This is a genomic window from Pseudomonas sp. PDM18, from assembly GCF_014852585.1.
In the GTDB taxonomy this organism is placed as follows: Bacteria; Pseudomonadota; Gammaproteobacteria; order Pseudomonadales; family Pseudomonadaceae; genus Pseudomonas.
Map to the genome: position 1 here is coordinate 225,669 of NZ_JACVBX010000011.1, position 13,623 is coordinate 239,291.

Consider the following 13,623-nt stretch of genomic DNA (forward strand, 5'->3'; position numbering starts at 1 on the left):
AGGTCACCCAAGGCCCTGGTGGGAGAAGGACCTGGTACATCAATTCAGGGAGAGTTCGTCGACGATCCGCCTGCGCTTGCCCAGGCTGCGTTGGAAGCCGGTTCGGAATGCTCATTCACTACAGTGAACTGCGCTTCCCCACCGTCTTCCGCCTTGCCTGGCCTGCGCTCGGCAGGATCCTCGAAGAACTCGTACGGGTTGGGGTCAGCCGCGCGGCGCAACCGGCTTGGCCGATTTCTCGGCGACCTTCGGTGCCTCGAAGCTCTCCAGCGCGCGACGCTGGCTCTCGAGGTTGGCGAGGGTTTCCTTGCTGGCCATCTCGACACCCTGGGCATCGACCTGGGCGCCCGGGCGAACCCGTTGCAGGCCGTTGACCACGATGCGGTCACCTTTCACCAGGCCGCTGCGGACGATGCGCAGGCCTTCGAGTTTCGGGCCGAGCTCGATGCCGCGGTATTGCACCTTGCTGTCTTTATCGAGCACCAGCACGAACTTCTTGCCAAGGTCCGTGCCGACCGCTTCGTCCTTGATCAGCGCGGCGGGGTAGGTGCCGCTGCCGACCAGCTTGATGCGGGCGTACAGGCCGGGGGTGAACTGGTTGGCGTCGTTGTCGAACACGGCGCGCCCACGGATGGTGCCGGTCTTGGGGTTGACCTGGTTGTCGAGGAAGTCCAGGCGGCCCTGGTGGGGGAAGCCGTCCTCGCCGGTCAGGCCCAGGTACACCGGGCTGGTGCCGCGGGCGTCCGGGCCACCTTTGCGGGCCAGGTCGACGTACTTCAAGTAGACGCGCTCGTCGGCGTCGAAGTACGCGTAGACCTTGTCAGTGGAGACCAGGGTGGTCAGCACGCTTTCGCCGCTGTTCACCAGGTTGCCGGCGGTGACTTCGGCGCGCGAGACGCGGCCGTCGATGGGTGCGGTAACCTGGGTGAACGACAGGTTCAGGCGGGCGTTGTCCAGTTCCGCCTGGGTCGCGGCGACCACGGCTTTCGCCTCGGTGGCGGCAGCGGTGCGGGCGTCGGCGAGTTCCGCGGAAATGGCGTTGGTGGCGCGCAGGCGATCACCGCGGGAGGCTTCGTTGACGGTACGGGTCTGGTTGGCGCGGGCCTGTTGCAGCTGGGCTTCCAGGCGATGGACCTCGGCCTGGAACGGGCGCGGGTCGATCTGGAACAGCAGGTCGCCTTTCTTCACCAGCGCGCCTTCACGGAAGGCGACGCGGTCGATGTAGCCGGAGACGCGCGGACGCAGTTCGACGGACTCCGGAGCCTCCAGGCGGCCGGTGAACTCGTCCCATTCGTTGATCGGTTGTTCGATGACGTCCGCCACGCTGACCTTGGGGGCGGCCATCTTCTGTGCCGCCTCCTGGCCCTTGCCGCAGGCGCTGAGAACCAGCACGGCGGCCAACGCCAACGGAATACGCAAGGTGTTCAGATTTCGCTCCATGGAAAAGACTCCGGCGATCTAATTGGTTTTGGGATTTCTGATGGAGCGGAGTCTGCGCAAGGGGGCGCCCGGGAACTAATCGAACGAGTAGATTTTGATTATCACGCGCAGTGATAAATGCTTTTGCACTATTCGTAGGAATAGATAGAGGGCGCGCAGGAATAGATAGAAGGAGTGGGCACGGGGATTGCCGCGAGTGCTACTTGATAGTTTGATTCGCCCGGGCTGCCCTCACCCCGACCCTCTCCCAGAGGGAGAGGGGACTGATCGGCGCAGGTGGAAACTACAGCATCAGACGGCACGGACGGCTCCCTCTCCCTTCGGGAGAGGGTCGGGGTGAGGGGATGCACCCGCGCCGATGCTTGGTCAGGCTCGCTCCTACAGGTGAGGTGCTGTGGGGTCAGAGACTGTCCGGATCACCCACGAACATGGTGATGCGCGAGCGCAGCCAGCGCTCTGCCGGGTCCTGGTCCTGGGCGCCGCGCCAGACCATGGAGAGCTCGGCCAGGCGCGTGGGGAAGGGCGGTTCCTCGGCGCGCAGGCCTCCGGCGGCGGTCAGCGCCAGGGCCACGTATTCGGGCACGGTGGCGATGATGTCGGTGCCGGCCAGCAACTGGGCGAGGCCGACGAACTGCGGCACGGCCAGCACCACCTGGCGCTTGCGGTCCATCTCGGCGAGGGTCTGGTCGACGAAGCCGTCCAGGTCGCCAGCATAGGACACCAGCGCGTGCGGACGCGCGCAGTAGTCATCGAGGGTCAGCGCACCGGGAATCGAGTCGGCACGGAGGATCTTCCAGGTGCTGCGGCGCAGGGTCTTGCGCTTGGCGTTGGCCGGCAGCTCGTCGGTGTAGCTGACGCCCACTGATATTTCCCCGGACGACAGCAGCTGCGGCATCAGCAGGTAGTTAGCGCGGCGCACTACGAGGGTGATGCCCGGCGCCTCGGAGCGCAGGCGGCGCAGCAGCGGCGGCAGCAGGCCGAATTCCACGTCATCGGACAGGCCGATGCGGAAGACCGCCTTGCTGGTGGCCGGGTCGAAGTCTGCGGCGCGGCTCAGGGCGGTGGAGATGGAGTCCAGCGCTGGCGAGAGGTGACCGAAGATTTCCTGCGCCCGCGCGGTGGGCTCCATGCTGCGCCCGGTGCGGACGAACAGCGGATCGTCGAACAGACCGCGCAGGCGCGCCAGGGCCGCACTGATCGCCGGCTGGCCGAGGAACAGCTTCTCGGCGGCGCGGGTCACGCTGCGTTCATGCATCAGCGTCTCGAAAACGATCAACAGGTTGAGATCAACCTTGCGTAGGTCGTTGCGGTTCATAGGGACTCCCTGGCGATGGGGGAAAAGTGGGGCCGAGCGTGTCCTGAGTCAAGTCTGTCAGATAAGTCCTTGATCAATTTCTACTTTTTTAATGAGAATCTCGCCCCGGCAATGTGGTCAGACTCTGTATGAACAGAGCCGCCCAGGTCCTTCCCTCAGCCCCGTCGCAGAGCCCCGCGGCCGCACCGGACAAGGCTCGCAGGGTGGGCCGAATCATCGCCATTTATGTCAACTATCAATGGTGAACGGTGGCGTCACCCCTAAAGCCCGGATAGAGTCCGTGGCTATGAGCACTACTAAGGCGAGGTATGTGATGTCCCGCATGATCCGTTTCCACCAGTTCGGTGACGCCTCGGTCCTGAAGATCGAGGAAATGCCGACCCCGCAACCGGGGCCGGGTGAAGTGCTGGTCCGTACCCAGGCACTGGGCGTCAGTTGGCGCGACGTGCTCTGGCGGCAGAACCTCGCCCCGGATCAGGCCAAGCTGCCGGCGGGCATCGGCTATGAACTCTCCGGCATCGTCGAAGCCGTGGGCGAGGGCGTTGAAGACCTCGAGCCCGGCGTGGCGGTGGCCAGTTTCCCGGCGAACTCGCCGAACCTGTACCCGGCCTGGGGCGACCACGTCATCGTGCCGCGCACCTCGCTGACCCGTTATCCCGAGGTGCTGACCCCGGTCGAAGCCGCCGTGCACTACACCGGCCTGCTGTATTCCTACTTCGCCCTGGTGGAGTTGGCGCAGATCAAGCCCGGCCAGCGCGTGCTGATTACCGAGGCCGGTCATTGCCTCGCCCCGCAGGCGGTGCAGTTGGCCAAGGCGCTCGGCGCCCAGGTGATCGCCACCACCAGCCATGAGGAAACCCGCGAGTTTCTGAAGGGCCTGGGTGCGGACAAGATCATCTACACCGAGGAGCAGGACCTGGTGCTGGAAGTCGAACGCTTCACCAAGGGGGAAGGCGTGGAGATCGTCCTCGACCAGTGCGCCGGCCCGCAGATGAAACTGCTGGGTGACGTCGCCGCGCCGCGCGGCAAGCTGATCCTCTACGGCATCAATGGCGGCAACGACGCAGCCTTCCCGGCCTGTGCGGCGTTCAAGAAGCACCTGCAGTTCTACCGTCACTGCGTGCTGGACTTCACCGGGCAACCGGAGATCGGCCTGACCCGCAATGACGAAGCCGTGCAACGGGCGCTGACCGCGATCAACCAGATGACCGCCGACCAGCTGCTCAAGCCGAGCATCGACCGGGTGTTCGATTTCGCCCAGTACCGCGACGCCAACTACTACATGGAAACCTGCCCGGGCGGCGGCCGTGTGGTGATGAAGATGCCGGAGTGATCCGTCATCGGTAGCTGAAAAAGCCACTCTCCGGAGTGGCTTTTTTGTGCGCGCCCATTATCGCTACCCCGGCGACGGTTAAAGGCTTGCTGAAATGTAGGATGGGTGGAGCCTAAGTGATACCCATGCTGTCGCCGCGCAGGATTGATGGGTATCGCTGCGCTCCACGCCATCCTACGTCGAGCACGAGCGGCATCCCCGAAATGGGCAGAAGATCTGCTGGTTGACGGCAAAGTATCGGAATAGAGCCTTCTATACGCCGATACATTCCCCGCAGTATCAGGCAAGCCTTGGGATAACCAGGCAAACCGCTCGGCGCCTTCCTCGCGTATCGTCGCGGCACCCGCGGGCCTCTGGGCCTAGGCTGAATCCATTGCGTGTCGGAGCCGCTGCGCTTCGCTCCATTTGCATCACCCGCCATTTCATCACCCAGCTCAAGAGGTGAATCTCCAGATGATTACCGTGAACCTGAACGGCAAGGACCACGAGCTCGACGCCCCCGGCGAGATGCCGCTGCTCTGGGCCATCCGCGACGTCGCCGGGCTGACCGGCACCAAGTACGGCTGCGGCATGGCGCTGTGCGGCGCCTGCACCGTGCACATCGACGGCCAGCCGACGCGCTCCTGCGTCACCCCGCTGGCGGCGGTGGCCGGCAAGAAGATCACCACCATCGAGGCGGTGGCCGAGCAGGCCGCCGGCAAGGCCGTGCAGGAAGCCTGGCGCAAGCTCGACGTGGTGCAGTGCGGCTACTGCCAGTCCGGACAGATCATGTCGGCCACTGCGCTGCTGGCCTCGAACAAGAAGCCCAGCGATGCCGACATCGACGCCGCCATGAGCGGCAACATCTGCCGCTGCGCCACCTATGCGCGGATCCGCGCGGCCATCCACGACGCCGCCCAGACCCTGGCCTGAGGACCGAAGTCATGCTCGAACCCCGTACCGACGAACAGCCGGCACAGCCCGGCAGCATCCTCAACGTCAGCCGTCGCAGCTTCCTGCGTGGCGCTGGCGGTCTGGCCCTGGGTATCTATTTTGCGCCGCTGCTGGGCAAGCGGGGCGATGCCCAGGCGGCCAGCGATTTCGAGGCCAACGCTTTCGTGCGCATCGCCCCGGACGGCACTGTCACCGTGATCGCCAAACACGTGGAAATGGGCCAGGGCAGCTACACCGGCCTTGCCACCCTGGTGGCCGAGGAGCTGGACGCCGATTGGAACCACGTGCAGGTAGAAGGCGCCCCGGCGGATGCCAAGCGCTACGCCAACCTGGCCTTCGGTAACCTGCAGGGCACCGGCGGCAGCAACGCCATGGCCAACTCCTTCGAGCAGATGCGCAAGGCCGGCGCCAGCGCCCGCGCCATGCTGGTCGGCGCGGCGGCTGAGCAGTGGAAGGTGCCGGTGGCCCAGATCGAAGTACACGACGGTGTCGTCACCCATCCGGCTTCCGGGCGCAAGGCCGGCTTCGGCGAACTGGCCGAGGCGGCGGCCAAGCAGCCGGTGCCGGCGGACGTGAAACTCAAGGACCCGAAGGACTTCAAGCTGATCGGCCAGGTGCAGCTGCCGCGCAAGGACAGCCCGTCCAAGACAGACGGCACCGCGCAGTTCACCCAGGACGTGCACCTGCCCGACATGCTGGTGGCCGTGGTGGCCCACCCGCCGCGCTTCGGCGGCGTGCCGGCGAAAGTCGACGCGAGCAAGGCCAAGGCCGTGCCCGGTGTGGTCGACGTGGTGCAATTCCCCGGCAGCGATCGGCGTTTCGCCGGCGTCGCGGTGCTGGCTAAGAACACCTGGGCCGCGCGCCAGGGCCGTGACGCGCTGCAGGTCGAGTGGGACGAGAGCAAGGCCTTCAAGATGGGCAGCAAGGAAATCTTTGCCCAGTACCGCGACATGGCCAGCAAGCCGGGCCTGGTGGCGCGCAACGAAGGGGACATCGGCAAGGCGCTGGAGAAGCCAGCGCACCTGATTGAGGCGGAATACCAGTTCCCCTATCTCGCCCACGCGGCCATGGAACCGCTGAACTGCTTGGTGTTCCTCAAGGAGGACGGCTGCCAGATCTGGAACGGCGAACAATGGCAGACCGGCGACCAGATGTCCGTGGCGCAGCTGCTGGGCATGCCGCCCGAGCAGGTGAGCATCACCCAGCTTTACGCCGGCGGCAGCTTCGGCCGCCGTGCCAATCCGCATTCGGATTACGTGCTGGAAGCGGTCGCCATTGCCAAGGCGGCCCGCGAGCAGGGCGTGAAGGTACCGATCAAGATGGTCTGGACCCGCGAGGACGACACCCGCGCCGGCTACTATCGCCCGGCCTTCCTCCATCGCGCGCGGCTGGCGGTGGACGCCCAGGGCAACCTGGTGGGCTGGGAGCAGCGGCTGGTGGGGCAATCCTTCATCGTCGGCACGCCGTTCGAGAAGTTCATGGTCAAGGACGGCGTCGACAAGATCGCTGTCGAGGGTGCTGCCGACCTGCCTTACGCCGTGCCGAACCTGCGCGTCGAACAGGCGCTGGCAGAAAACGTCACGGTGCCGACCCAGTGGTGGCGTTCGGTGGGCCATACCCACACGGCGTTTTCCACCGAGACGCTGATCGACGAAGCGGCCATCGCCGCCAAGCAGGACCCGTACGAGTTCCGCCGCAAGCTGCTGGCGAAGCACCCGCGTCATCGCGGCGCGCTGGAGCTGGCGGCGCAGCGGGCGAACTGGCTCGCGCCCCTGGAAAAGGGCAAGGACGGCGAGCAGCGTGGCCGTGGTATCGCCGTGCACGAGTCGTTCGGCAGCTACGTTGCCCAGGTGGTGGAAGTGACCTACAAGGCGGACAAGAGCTTCAAGGTGGACCGCGTGGTCTGCGCGGTGGATTGCGGTCTGGCGATCAATCCGGACGTGATCAAGGCGCAGATGGAGGGAGGCATCGGCTTCGCCCTGTCGGCGGCGCTGCACAGTGCCATCACGCTGACAGACGGAAAGGTCGACCAGTCCAACTTCCACGACTTCCAGGTGCTGCGTATCAACGAGATGCCGGTAGTGGAGGTGCACATCGTGCCGTCCGCCGAACCGCCGACCGGTGTCGGGGAGCCCGGCGTGCCGCCCCTGGCGCCGGCGCTGGCCAACGCGCTGTTCGCGGCGACCGGCAAGCGCATCCGCACCTTGCCTATCGGTAACCAGTTGCAGGCTTAAGGTTCGTCCCTGAAAGACAAATGCCCCGTATCTGCGGGGCATTTGTCTTTCAGGGTCTAAGCTTTCCTGAGGTCAGGCGATCAGGGCCTGCTGTTCGTGCGCCTCGCAGATCAGCTCGCGCAGTACCCGGCGTTCTTCGGGCAGAGTGGTGGCGCTGAGCAGGGCAAGTCCACCTTCCTCGTCGGTGACGGCGATCTCGGTCTCGAAGTGCAGTTGCACCTCGTCCAGGGTGATGTAGGTAATACGGTAGGCCTCGGTGCTGTGCGTGTGCATGGTCGCAGGCTCGATGAGGGGAGGGCGCAGGCCCGATGGACACATCCTCGCGCCAGGCGGGCAAGCTCGGAAGTGAAACGGCGTGATGGTGAACATCACGAAAGGCGATGGTGCCGGCGAGATTTTCCGGCAGTTGTCATGCAGGACGGGTATCCTGCGCGGGCGTGCCCACACCGGGCACTTTGTAAATCGAATTGGAGCAGTGACATGAGCCGCGACAAGCAGCTTTTCCCGGAAGACGAAATCGGCGATGCCCTGTGGGCCCTGCAGGAAGACGGCGAAGACCTCTCCCTCGAGCATGAGGTGGAGTTCGCGGTGATCTTCCCGGACGAGCAGTCCGCCCTGGACTTCGCCATCATGCTGCTGCAGAACGGGCAGAAGGTGGCGTACTCCGAGTACGACGGCAACGACAAGCTGCCCTGGCAGGTCCTGGCCTACCCGGTGATGGAGCTCTCCCACGAGCACATCAGCGGCTACGCGGCGCTGCTGTCCGAGCACTCCGCCGACCTGGGCGGTCAGATGGACGGCTGGTCGGCGCTCTGATCGGCTGATGCTGCACGAGAAACGGCGCCTGCGGGCGCCGTTTTTCTTTTGTGCGTCCGCCCTACGGGGCTGAATTGTAGGAGCGGGCCATGCCCGCGAACCGCCGGCAGGGCCGGCGCCAGCTGAATGCGCGGATGGTATCGGCGTGCACCTGTAAAACGGCTGCTCCTGCGCCAGCGGATGCCGTGGAGCTGAATTGCAGGAGCGCGTCATACGCGCGGTCGCGGGCATGGCCCGCTCCTACAGGGAAACTCCGTGTCTGCAGGAGGCTACTGTGTCCCCATGAAAAGACCCGCGCGAAGCGGGCCATTTCACTGCGGTGGAAGGCTCACTCCGGCAATGGTGCATTACGCGCCACCTGGCGCAGCGCCTGCTCGTAGTAGTCGGTGCTCTGCGCCCCGGAGATCAGCTGGCGACCATTGAGGATCACCGCCGGCACCGCACGGATGCCATGGCTGGTGTAGAAGTCCTCCTCGGCCACCACCTCGTCGGCGTAGGCGTCGCTGTCGAGGATTTCCCGCGCGCGCACCGCGTCCAGGCCGACGCTGACGGCCACTTCCAGCAGCACTTCCGGGTCGCTCGGGTCGCGCCCTTCGCCGAAGTAGGCGTGCAGCAGCGCCTGCTTCAGGGCGATGTCGCGGTGCGATTCACCCGCCCAGTGCAGCAGGCGATGGGCGTCGAAGGTGTTGTAGATGCGGCTGCGCTTCTTCAGGTCGAAGTGCACGCCGACCTCTTCGCCCATGGAACGCAGGTGCTCCTGATTGCGGGCGATGTCCTCGGCGCTGCTGCCGTACTTGCGCTGCAGGTGCTCCACCAGGTCTTCCCCTTCGGCGGGCATGTCGGCATTCAGCTCGAAGGGCTTGATGCGCAGTTCCACGGTCAGTTCGCCGTCCACGCGGCGCATGGCTTCCAGCAGGCCGTTAAGGCCGATGGCGCACCAGGGGCAGACCACGTCGGAGACGAAATCGATGGTGATGGCGTCGCTCATGGGGCGAACTCCGGCAATTGGGCGAGCTTCCAGCATGGACCCGGAAGGGCGTTTCGATCCAGTGGCGAGACGGCCGGGAGTGTTTTCGCGTGCTTGCCGGTGCCTGCGCCGCCGGGCTGAAGCGCAGGCGGCGCAAGCGGGGATGGGGTGCGACGTCCCTGTCGCGATGGGGAAATCAGAAGTCGACGGTCATCGACAGCTTCAGGGTGCGCGGGTCGCCCTGGGTCAGGTAGCCGCCGATGGTGGAGGCCCAGTACGACTTGTTGGCGACGTTCTCCAGGTTGGCGCGCAGGGTCACATCGCGCTCGTCCACCTTGAAGGCGTAGCGGGCGCCGAGGTCGAAGCGGGTCCAGGCCGGGATGCTCAGGTCGTTGGCCGTGTCCAGGTACTGGCCGCCGGTGCGTAGCACGCGGCCGTTGATGGCGGCGCCCTGGATGCCGGGGACGTCCCAGTCGGCGCCCAGGTTGTACTGGAAGGTCGGCACGCCCACGGCGCGGTTGCCGTCGGTCTTGCCGCCGGCAGTGTTCTTCAGCTCGGTGTCGATCCAGGTGCCGCCGGCCAGCAGGCGCAGGCCGTCGACCGGTTCGCCGAAGACGTTCAGCTCGATGCCACGGTTTTCCTGCTCGCCATCGACGCTGAAGATCTTCGAATCCGGGTCTGTGGTGCTGAAGGGCTGCTCGATGCGGTAGAAGGCCAGGTTGCCGCCGTAGCTGCCAAAGTCCAGCTTGGCCCCCAGTTCCACTTGCTTGGAACGGTTCGGCGCGAAGACTTCGCCGAAGTTCGCCGCGCTGCTGGGTGCCGTCGGGCCGGCGGCCAGGCCTTCGATGCGGTTGGCGTATAGCGACAGGTATTCGGTGGGCTTGACCACCAGACCGTAGACCGGTGTGGTGATGGATTCGTCGTAGCTGGCGGTGCGCTTGCCGACGTAGTTCCAGCCGTCGGTGCCGATGCTCTGGCGGCGCACGCCCACGGTCAGCAGCACGCGGTCATCGAGGAAGCCCAGGGTGTCGGCGGCGGCCAGGCTCCTGTTCAGGGTCTTGCCGACGATGCCCGGGTCGCTGTAGTCGCCGCCGGCCAGGGTTGGCGCGGGTTTGGGCGTCTGCACCGGGTGGTAGAGGTCGGTCGGGTAGCGCTTGGTGGTCATGGTGTAGGCGCTGCGCTGTTCGGCCCAGATGCCGGCGACGCTGAGGTTCATCTGGTGGCTGACCGGACCGGTGGCGAAGTGGCCGTTGAGGCCGGCCATGGCGCTCTTGTTGTCCTCGTCGTGGGTGGCGTCCATCATGCCGCCGCCCGCGTCGCCGCTGTTGTCGTTGAGGGTCAGCGCGGAGTAGGCGCCGTTCTCGCGGGTGTGCTTGGCGCCACCGGAGAGGTAGGCCGTCCAGTTGTCATTGAGGTCGTACTCGGCGCGGAACATGCCGAAGGTGTCTTCCAGCTGCGAGTAGCTCCAGGACTGGCCGTAGTTGTGGTCGGCATCCGGGGCGTGGGGGATGCTGGTGACACCGCTGCCGACGTAGACCACCGGGCGGCCCTGGTTGATGCGCTGCTTCTGGTAGCCGAAGTCGGTGTTCAGGCGCAGGCGCTCGCCACGGTAGTCGAGGTTGACGGTGGCCAGCTTGTAGCGCTGGTTCTCGTCGTCGACGCCGGTCTCGCCCTCGCGCTGGGCCAGGTTGACCCGTGCGCCGAAGCGGTTGTCCTCGCCGAAGCGCTGGCCGAGGTCGAGGTGCTCGCCGATCTGGTTGTCGCTGCCGTAGCCCAGGGTCACGCTGCGGGTGGGGGTGTCCTCGGCGCGCTTGGTCTGCAGGTTGACCGCGCCGCCGATACCGCTGCCGCTGGGCGTCACGCCGTTGATGAAGGCGTTGGGGCCCCTGAACAGCTCGACGCGCTCCAGCGACTCGGTGCCGATGATCTGCCGCGGGGTGACGCCGTACAGGCCGTTGAGCGAGACATCGTCGGTGCTCAGCGGCAGGCCGCGGATGACGAAGATCTGCGAGAAGTTGCCGTAGCCGTTGCCCTGGCGCACCGAGGCGTCGTTGAGCAGTACGTCGCCGACGGTCTGCGCCTGGGTGTCCTGGATGGTCTTGGCGGTGTAGCTGGCGAAGCTGAAGGGCACGTCCTGGATATCCTGGTTGCCCATCATGCCCAGTTGCGCGCCCCGTGCGACCTGGCCGCCGGCATAGGCGGGCGGCAGGTCACCGGGTTGCCGGGCGGCGCCGCTGACGGTGGTGGCGTCCATTTCCAGGGCGCCGCTGTCATCGGGGGCGGCCTCCACGCCGTAGCCACTGCTCTTGCGCACCAGGCGGTAGCTGCTGCCTTCAAGCAACTGCTCCAGGCCCTGCTCGGGGGCGAAGCTGCCTTTCAGGCCCGCGCTCTGCTGGCGGTTCAGCGCCTGCGCCTCGAACGCCAGCGGCACGCCGGCCTGGGCGGCGAAGCGCGCCAGCACCTCGCCCAGCGGGCCGGGGGCGATGTCGTACTGGCGCTGCTGGCTGGCGGCTTCGGCGGCCAGGCTGGGCAGCACGACGCCGCCGGTCAGGGCCAGGCCGACGGCCAGGGCGAGGGAGTGCGGGCGGAGGCGGGAGCGGAGGAGCATGGAGTGTTCCTGTCGGCGAATGGAGGTTGTCTTCCTCTTCACCGGGCGAAGTCGAAAAAGGTGTCAGGGGTGGGCGAAAAAAATTCAGAGAGGCCATTTTTAGGATGGCGTGGAGCGCAGCGATACCCATCGGTTCGTGCGGAAACAGCAGGGGTATGGCTTAGGCTCCACCCATCCTACAAAGGTGCTCATGGCAAGGACGGTCGGCAGTTCGTAGGGCGCATAACGCGCCAGCGTTATCCGCCACGGGCATGCCGGCGGATAACCTGTTCCAGGTTATGCGCCCTACGGGGGTGGTCGTTCATGCCGGCTCCACGGTGACCCAATAGCGCGTCATCCGCCGCAGCTTCACCGGCAGCATGTCCGCCAGCAGCGCGAGGCCGGCGTCGCTGTCGCCCAGTGGGATCGCCCCGGTCACGCGCAGGTTCGCCAGGCGCGGGTCGCAGCGCAGGAAGCCGCTGCGGTAGCGGCCCAGCTCGCCCAGCAGGTCGTCCAGGCGCATGCCCTGGGCCAGCAGCATGCCGTTTTCCCAGGCGCTGGCGTTGGCATCCGCTGTCTGCAGCGGCTGGAAGCCCTGCGCGCCGAACACCAGTTGCTGGCCGGCGCCGACTGTCTGGCTTGCGTAGCCCGGCAGCTCGATGCTGACCTCCTTGTCGAGCACCGCGACGCGGCATGCATCGCCCAGGTCGCGCAGGCTGAAACGTGCGGCCGGGGTGCGCAGCTGGCCGTGGCGGCTGTCGACGAGGAAGGGGCGCGGGTCGGGCAGGGCGTCGACGAGGATTTCGCCTTCGAGCAGGCTCAGGCGCCTTTCGCGGGCGTTGAAGGCCACGTTCACCGCGCTGTCGGTATTCAGGGTCAGCTGGCTGCCATCGGGCAGGCGCAGGTGCTTGCGCTCGCCCACGGCGGTGCGCAGGTCGGCGTTCCATTCCGCCCAGGGCAACTGCCGCGCCGCCAGCCAGGCGGCCGGCGCCACGGCCATCAGCACGCCCAGGCGGTTGAGCATCTGCCGGCGGCTCAGGCCGCTGCGTTGCAGGCTCTGCCGGCCCAGGCCCGGCGGCAGCTGGCGCAGGCCCAGCAGGGCTTCGGCGCGGCGCCAGGCTTCGGCGTGCTGGGCGCTGCGCGCGCGCCATTGCTCGATGGCCTGCAGGTCGGCGCTACTGGCGGGATGTTCGTTGAGGCGCACCAGCCAGTCGGCGGCTTCGCCGAGGATGCCGGGGTCCAGCGGTTGTTCGCGCATCAGGCGATGCTCAGGCAGGCGACGAAGCCGGCGCGCATGTAGCGCTTCACGCTGGCCAGGGAGATGCCCAGCTGCCCGGCGATCACCGGGTAGGTCAGGCCATCCAGTTGCGACAGCAGGAAGGCCTCGCGGGTCAGTGCCGGCAGCTCGCTCAGGGCGGCATCGATGCGCTCCAGCGCTTCGAGGATCAGCTCGCGGGTTTCCGGGCCGGGCGCCTGCTCTTCGGGCAGCGCGGCGACGCTTTCCAGATAGGCGCGTTCGATCTCCTGACGCCGCCAGCGGTCCACCAGCAGGCCCTTGGCGATGTGGGTGAGGAGGGCGCGCGGGCGCTCGCCGAGGTCCTCCAGCGGCCGCCGCAGCAGGCGCAGGAAGGTGTCATGGGCGAGGTCGGCGGCATCCCAGGCGTTGCCCAGCCTGCCGCGCAGCCACTGCTGGAGCCAGCCGTTGTGCTCGTTGTAGAGGTTGTGCAGATGCTGCGGGGACGGGGTTTCGACGAGGGCCACAGTGTGTGCGTCAGATTTTCATTTGAGAATGCCTATCATTTTATGGTTTTCCCGCCGCATAGCGCAATGGCACGGCGGCGCAGCTGGTCGGACGACACCGCCCGCGACCCTCTGACACTGGAATTGCCACGAAGACGCGCTACCTTGAGCCTGTTGCGCTCAGAAATTTCTGATGCCGCACTTCCTTTCGCCGTCCCGCGCAGGCAACGGACCCGCAGCAGCAGGCCCGGCAGTCAC

11 protein-coding genes are annotated in these 13,623 nt (G+C 66.5%); 4 read left to right on the forward strand and 7 right to left on the reverse strand.

Annotated elements, in window-relative coordinates; translation table 11 throughout:
• Positions 1 to 204: 204 nt before the first annotated feature.
• Positions 205 to 1,440 (reverse strand): multidrug efflux RND transporter periplasmic adaptor subunit MexE, encoded by a 1,236-nt coding sequence (mexE, locus tag IB274_RS21910; protein ID WP_192434729.1) that lies wholly within the window; start codon positions 1,438 to 1,440, stop codon positions 205 to 207.
• A gap of 400 nt (positions 1,441 to 1,840) precedes the next feature.
• Positions 1,841 to 2,755: a LysR family transcriptional regulator gene (locus IB274_RS21915; protein ID WP_017517481.1), complete on the reverse strand. Its 915-nt coding sequence runs from the start codon at positions 2,753 to 2,755 to the stop codon at positions 1,841 to 1,843.
• Between the two features lie 313 nt (positions 2,756 to 3,068).
• On the opposite strand from IB274_RS21915, the gene IB274_RS21920 reads away from it, so the two are divergent.
• The 3 genes from IB274_RS21920 to IB274_RS21930 all read left to right on the forward strand — a co-directional run bounded on the left by IB274_RS21920 (position 3,069) and on the right by IB274_RS21930 (position 7,255).
• Positions 3,069 to 4,088, forward strand: coding sequence for a zinc-dependent alcohol dehydrogenase family protein (locus IB274_RS21920; protein ID WP_081516799.1), 1,020 nt, complete (start codon positions 3,069 to 3,071; stop codon positions 4,086 to 4,088).
• A gap of 453 nt (positions 4,089 to 4,541) precedes the next feature.
• Positions 4,542 to 5,000: a (2Fe-2S)-binding protein gene (locus IB274_RS21925; protein WP_081516800.1), complete on the forward strand. Its 459-nt coding sequence runs from the start codon at positions 4,542 to 4,544 to the stop codon at positions 4,998 to 5,000.
• An 11-nt stretch (positions 5,001 to 5,011) separates the two neighbouring features.
• Entirely contained in the window at positions 5,012 to 7,255 is a 2,244-nt protein-coding gene (locus IB274_RS21930) for a xanthine dehydrogenase family protein molybdopterin-binding subunit (RefSeq protein WP_192434731.1), read from the forward strand.
• 72 nt (positions 7,256 to 7,327) lie between these two features.
• On the opposite strand, the gene ptrC is transcribed toward IB274_RS21930, so the two are convergent.
• On the reverse strand, positions 7,328 to 7,528 hold the full coding sequence (ptrC, locus tag IB274_RS21935) for a type III secretion system co-regulatory protein PtrC (RefSeq protein ID WP_192434733.1): 201 nt from the start codon (positions 7,526 to 7,528) through the stop codon (positions 7,328 to 7,330).
• A gap of 207 nt (positions 7,529 to 7,735) precedes the next feature.
• Here ptrC and IB274_RS21940 point away from each other — a divergent pair, with 207 nt between their 5' ends.
• Entirely contained in the window at positions 7,736 to 8,071 is a 336-nt protein-coding gene (locus IB274_RS21940; RefSeq protein ID WP_024762270.1) for a ribonuclease E inhibitor RraB, read from the forward strand.
• A gap of 328 nt (positions 8,072 to 8,399) precedes the next feature.
• Here the strand turns inward: IB274_RS21940 and IB274_RS21945 are convergent, their stop codons facing one another.
• The 4 genes from IB274_RS21945 to IB274_RS21960 form a co-directional block, all read right to left on the reverse strand.
• Positions 8,400 to 9,059 (reverse strand): DsbA family oxidoreductase, encoded by a 660-nt coding sequence (locus IB274_RS21945; RefSeq protein WP_192434735.1) that lies wholly within the window; start codon positions 9,057 to 9,059, stop codon positions 8,400 to 8,402.
• 175 nt (positions 9,060 to 9,234) lie between these two features.
• Positions 9,235 to 11,646, reverse strand: coding sequence for a TonB-dependent receptor (locus tag IB274_RS21950; RefSeq protein ID WP_192434737.1), 2,412 nt, complete (start codon positions 11,644 to 11,646; stop codon positions 9,235 to 9,237).
• A gap of 301 nt (positions 11,647 to 11,947) precedes the next feature.
• Positions 11,948 to 12,883 carry a FecR domain-containing protein gene (locus IB274_RS21955; protein ID WP_192382970.1) on the reverse strand — a complete coding sequence of 312 codons (936 nt, stop codon included), beginning with the start codon at positions 12,881 to 12,883 and terminating at the stop codon, positions 11,948 to 11,950.
• Positions 12,883 to 13,386 carry a sigma-70 family RNA polymerase sigma factor gene (locus IB274_RS21960; protein WP_192434739.1) on the reverse strand — a complete coding sequence of 168 codons (504 nt, stop codon included), beginning with the start codon at positions 13,384 to 13,386 and terminating at the stop codon, positions 12,883 to 12,885. Before IB274_RS21960 ends, IB274_RS21955 begins: the two co-directional genes overlap by 1 nt.
• Positions 13,387 to 13,623 lie beyond the last annotated feature (237 nt).

Bases quoted from the DNA above. Each gene is read 5' to 3' on its own strand.
- mexE (WP_192434729.1), bottom strand. From the start codon at position 1,440: ATGGAGCGAAATCTGAACACCTTGCGTATTCCGTTGGCGTTGGCCGCC.
- IB274_RS21915 (WP_017517481.1), bottom strand. From the start codon at position 2,755: ATGAACCGCAACGACCTACGCAAGGTTGATCTCAACCTGTTGATCGTT.
- IB274_RS21920 (WP_081516799.1), top strand. From the start codon at position 3,069: ATGTCCCGCATGATCCGTTTCCACCAGTTCGGTGACGCCTCGGTCCTG.
- IB274_RS21925 (WP_081516800.1), top strand. From the start codon at position 4,542: ATGATTACCGTGAACCTGAACGGCAAGGACCACGAGCTCGACGCCCCC.
- IB274_RS21930 (WP_192434731.1), top strand. From the start codon at position 5,012: ATGCTCGAACCCCGTACCGACGAACAGCCGGCACAGCCCGGCAGCATC.
- ptrC (WP_192434733.1), bottom strand. From the start codon at position 7,528: ATGCACACGCACAGCACCGAGGCCTACCGTATTACCTACATCACCCTG.
- IB274_RS21940 (WP_024762270.1), top strand. From the start codon at position 7,736: ATGAGCCGCGACAAGCAGCTTTTCCCGGAAGACGAAATCGGCGATGCC.
- IB274_RS21945 (WP_192434735.1), bottom strand. From the start codon at position 9,059: ATGAGCGACGCCATCACCATCGATTTCGTCTCCGACGTGGTCTGCCCC.
- IB274_RS21950 (WP_192434737.1), bottom strand. From the start codon at position 11,646: ATGCTCCTCCGCTCCCGCCTCCGCCCGCACTCCCTCGCCCTGGCCGTC.
- IB274_RS21955 (WP_192382970.1), bottom strand. From the start codon at position 12,883: ATGCGCGAACAACCGCTGGACCCCGGCATCCTCGGCGAAGCCGCCGAC.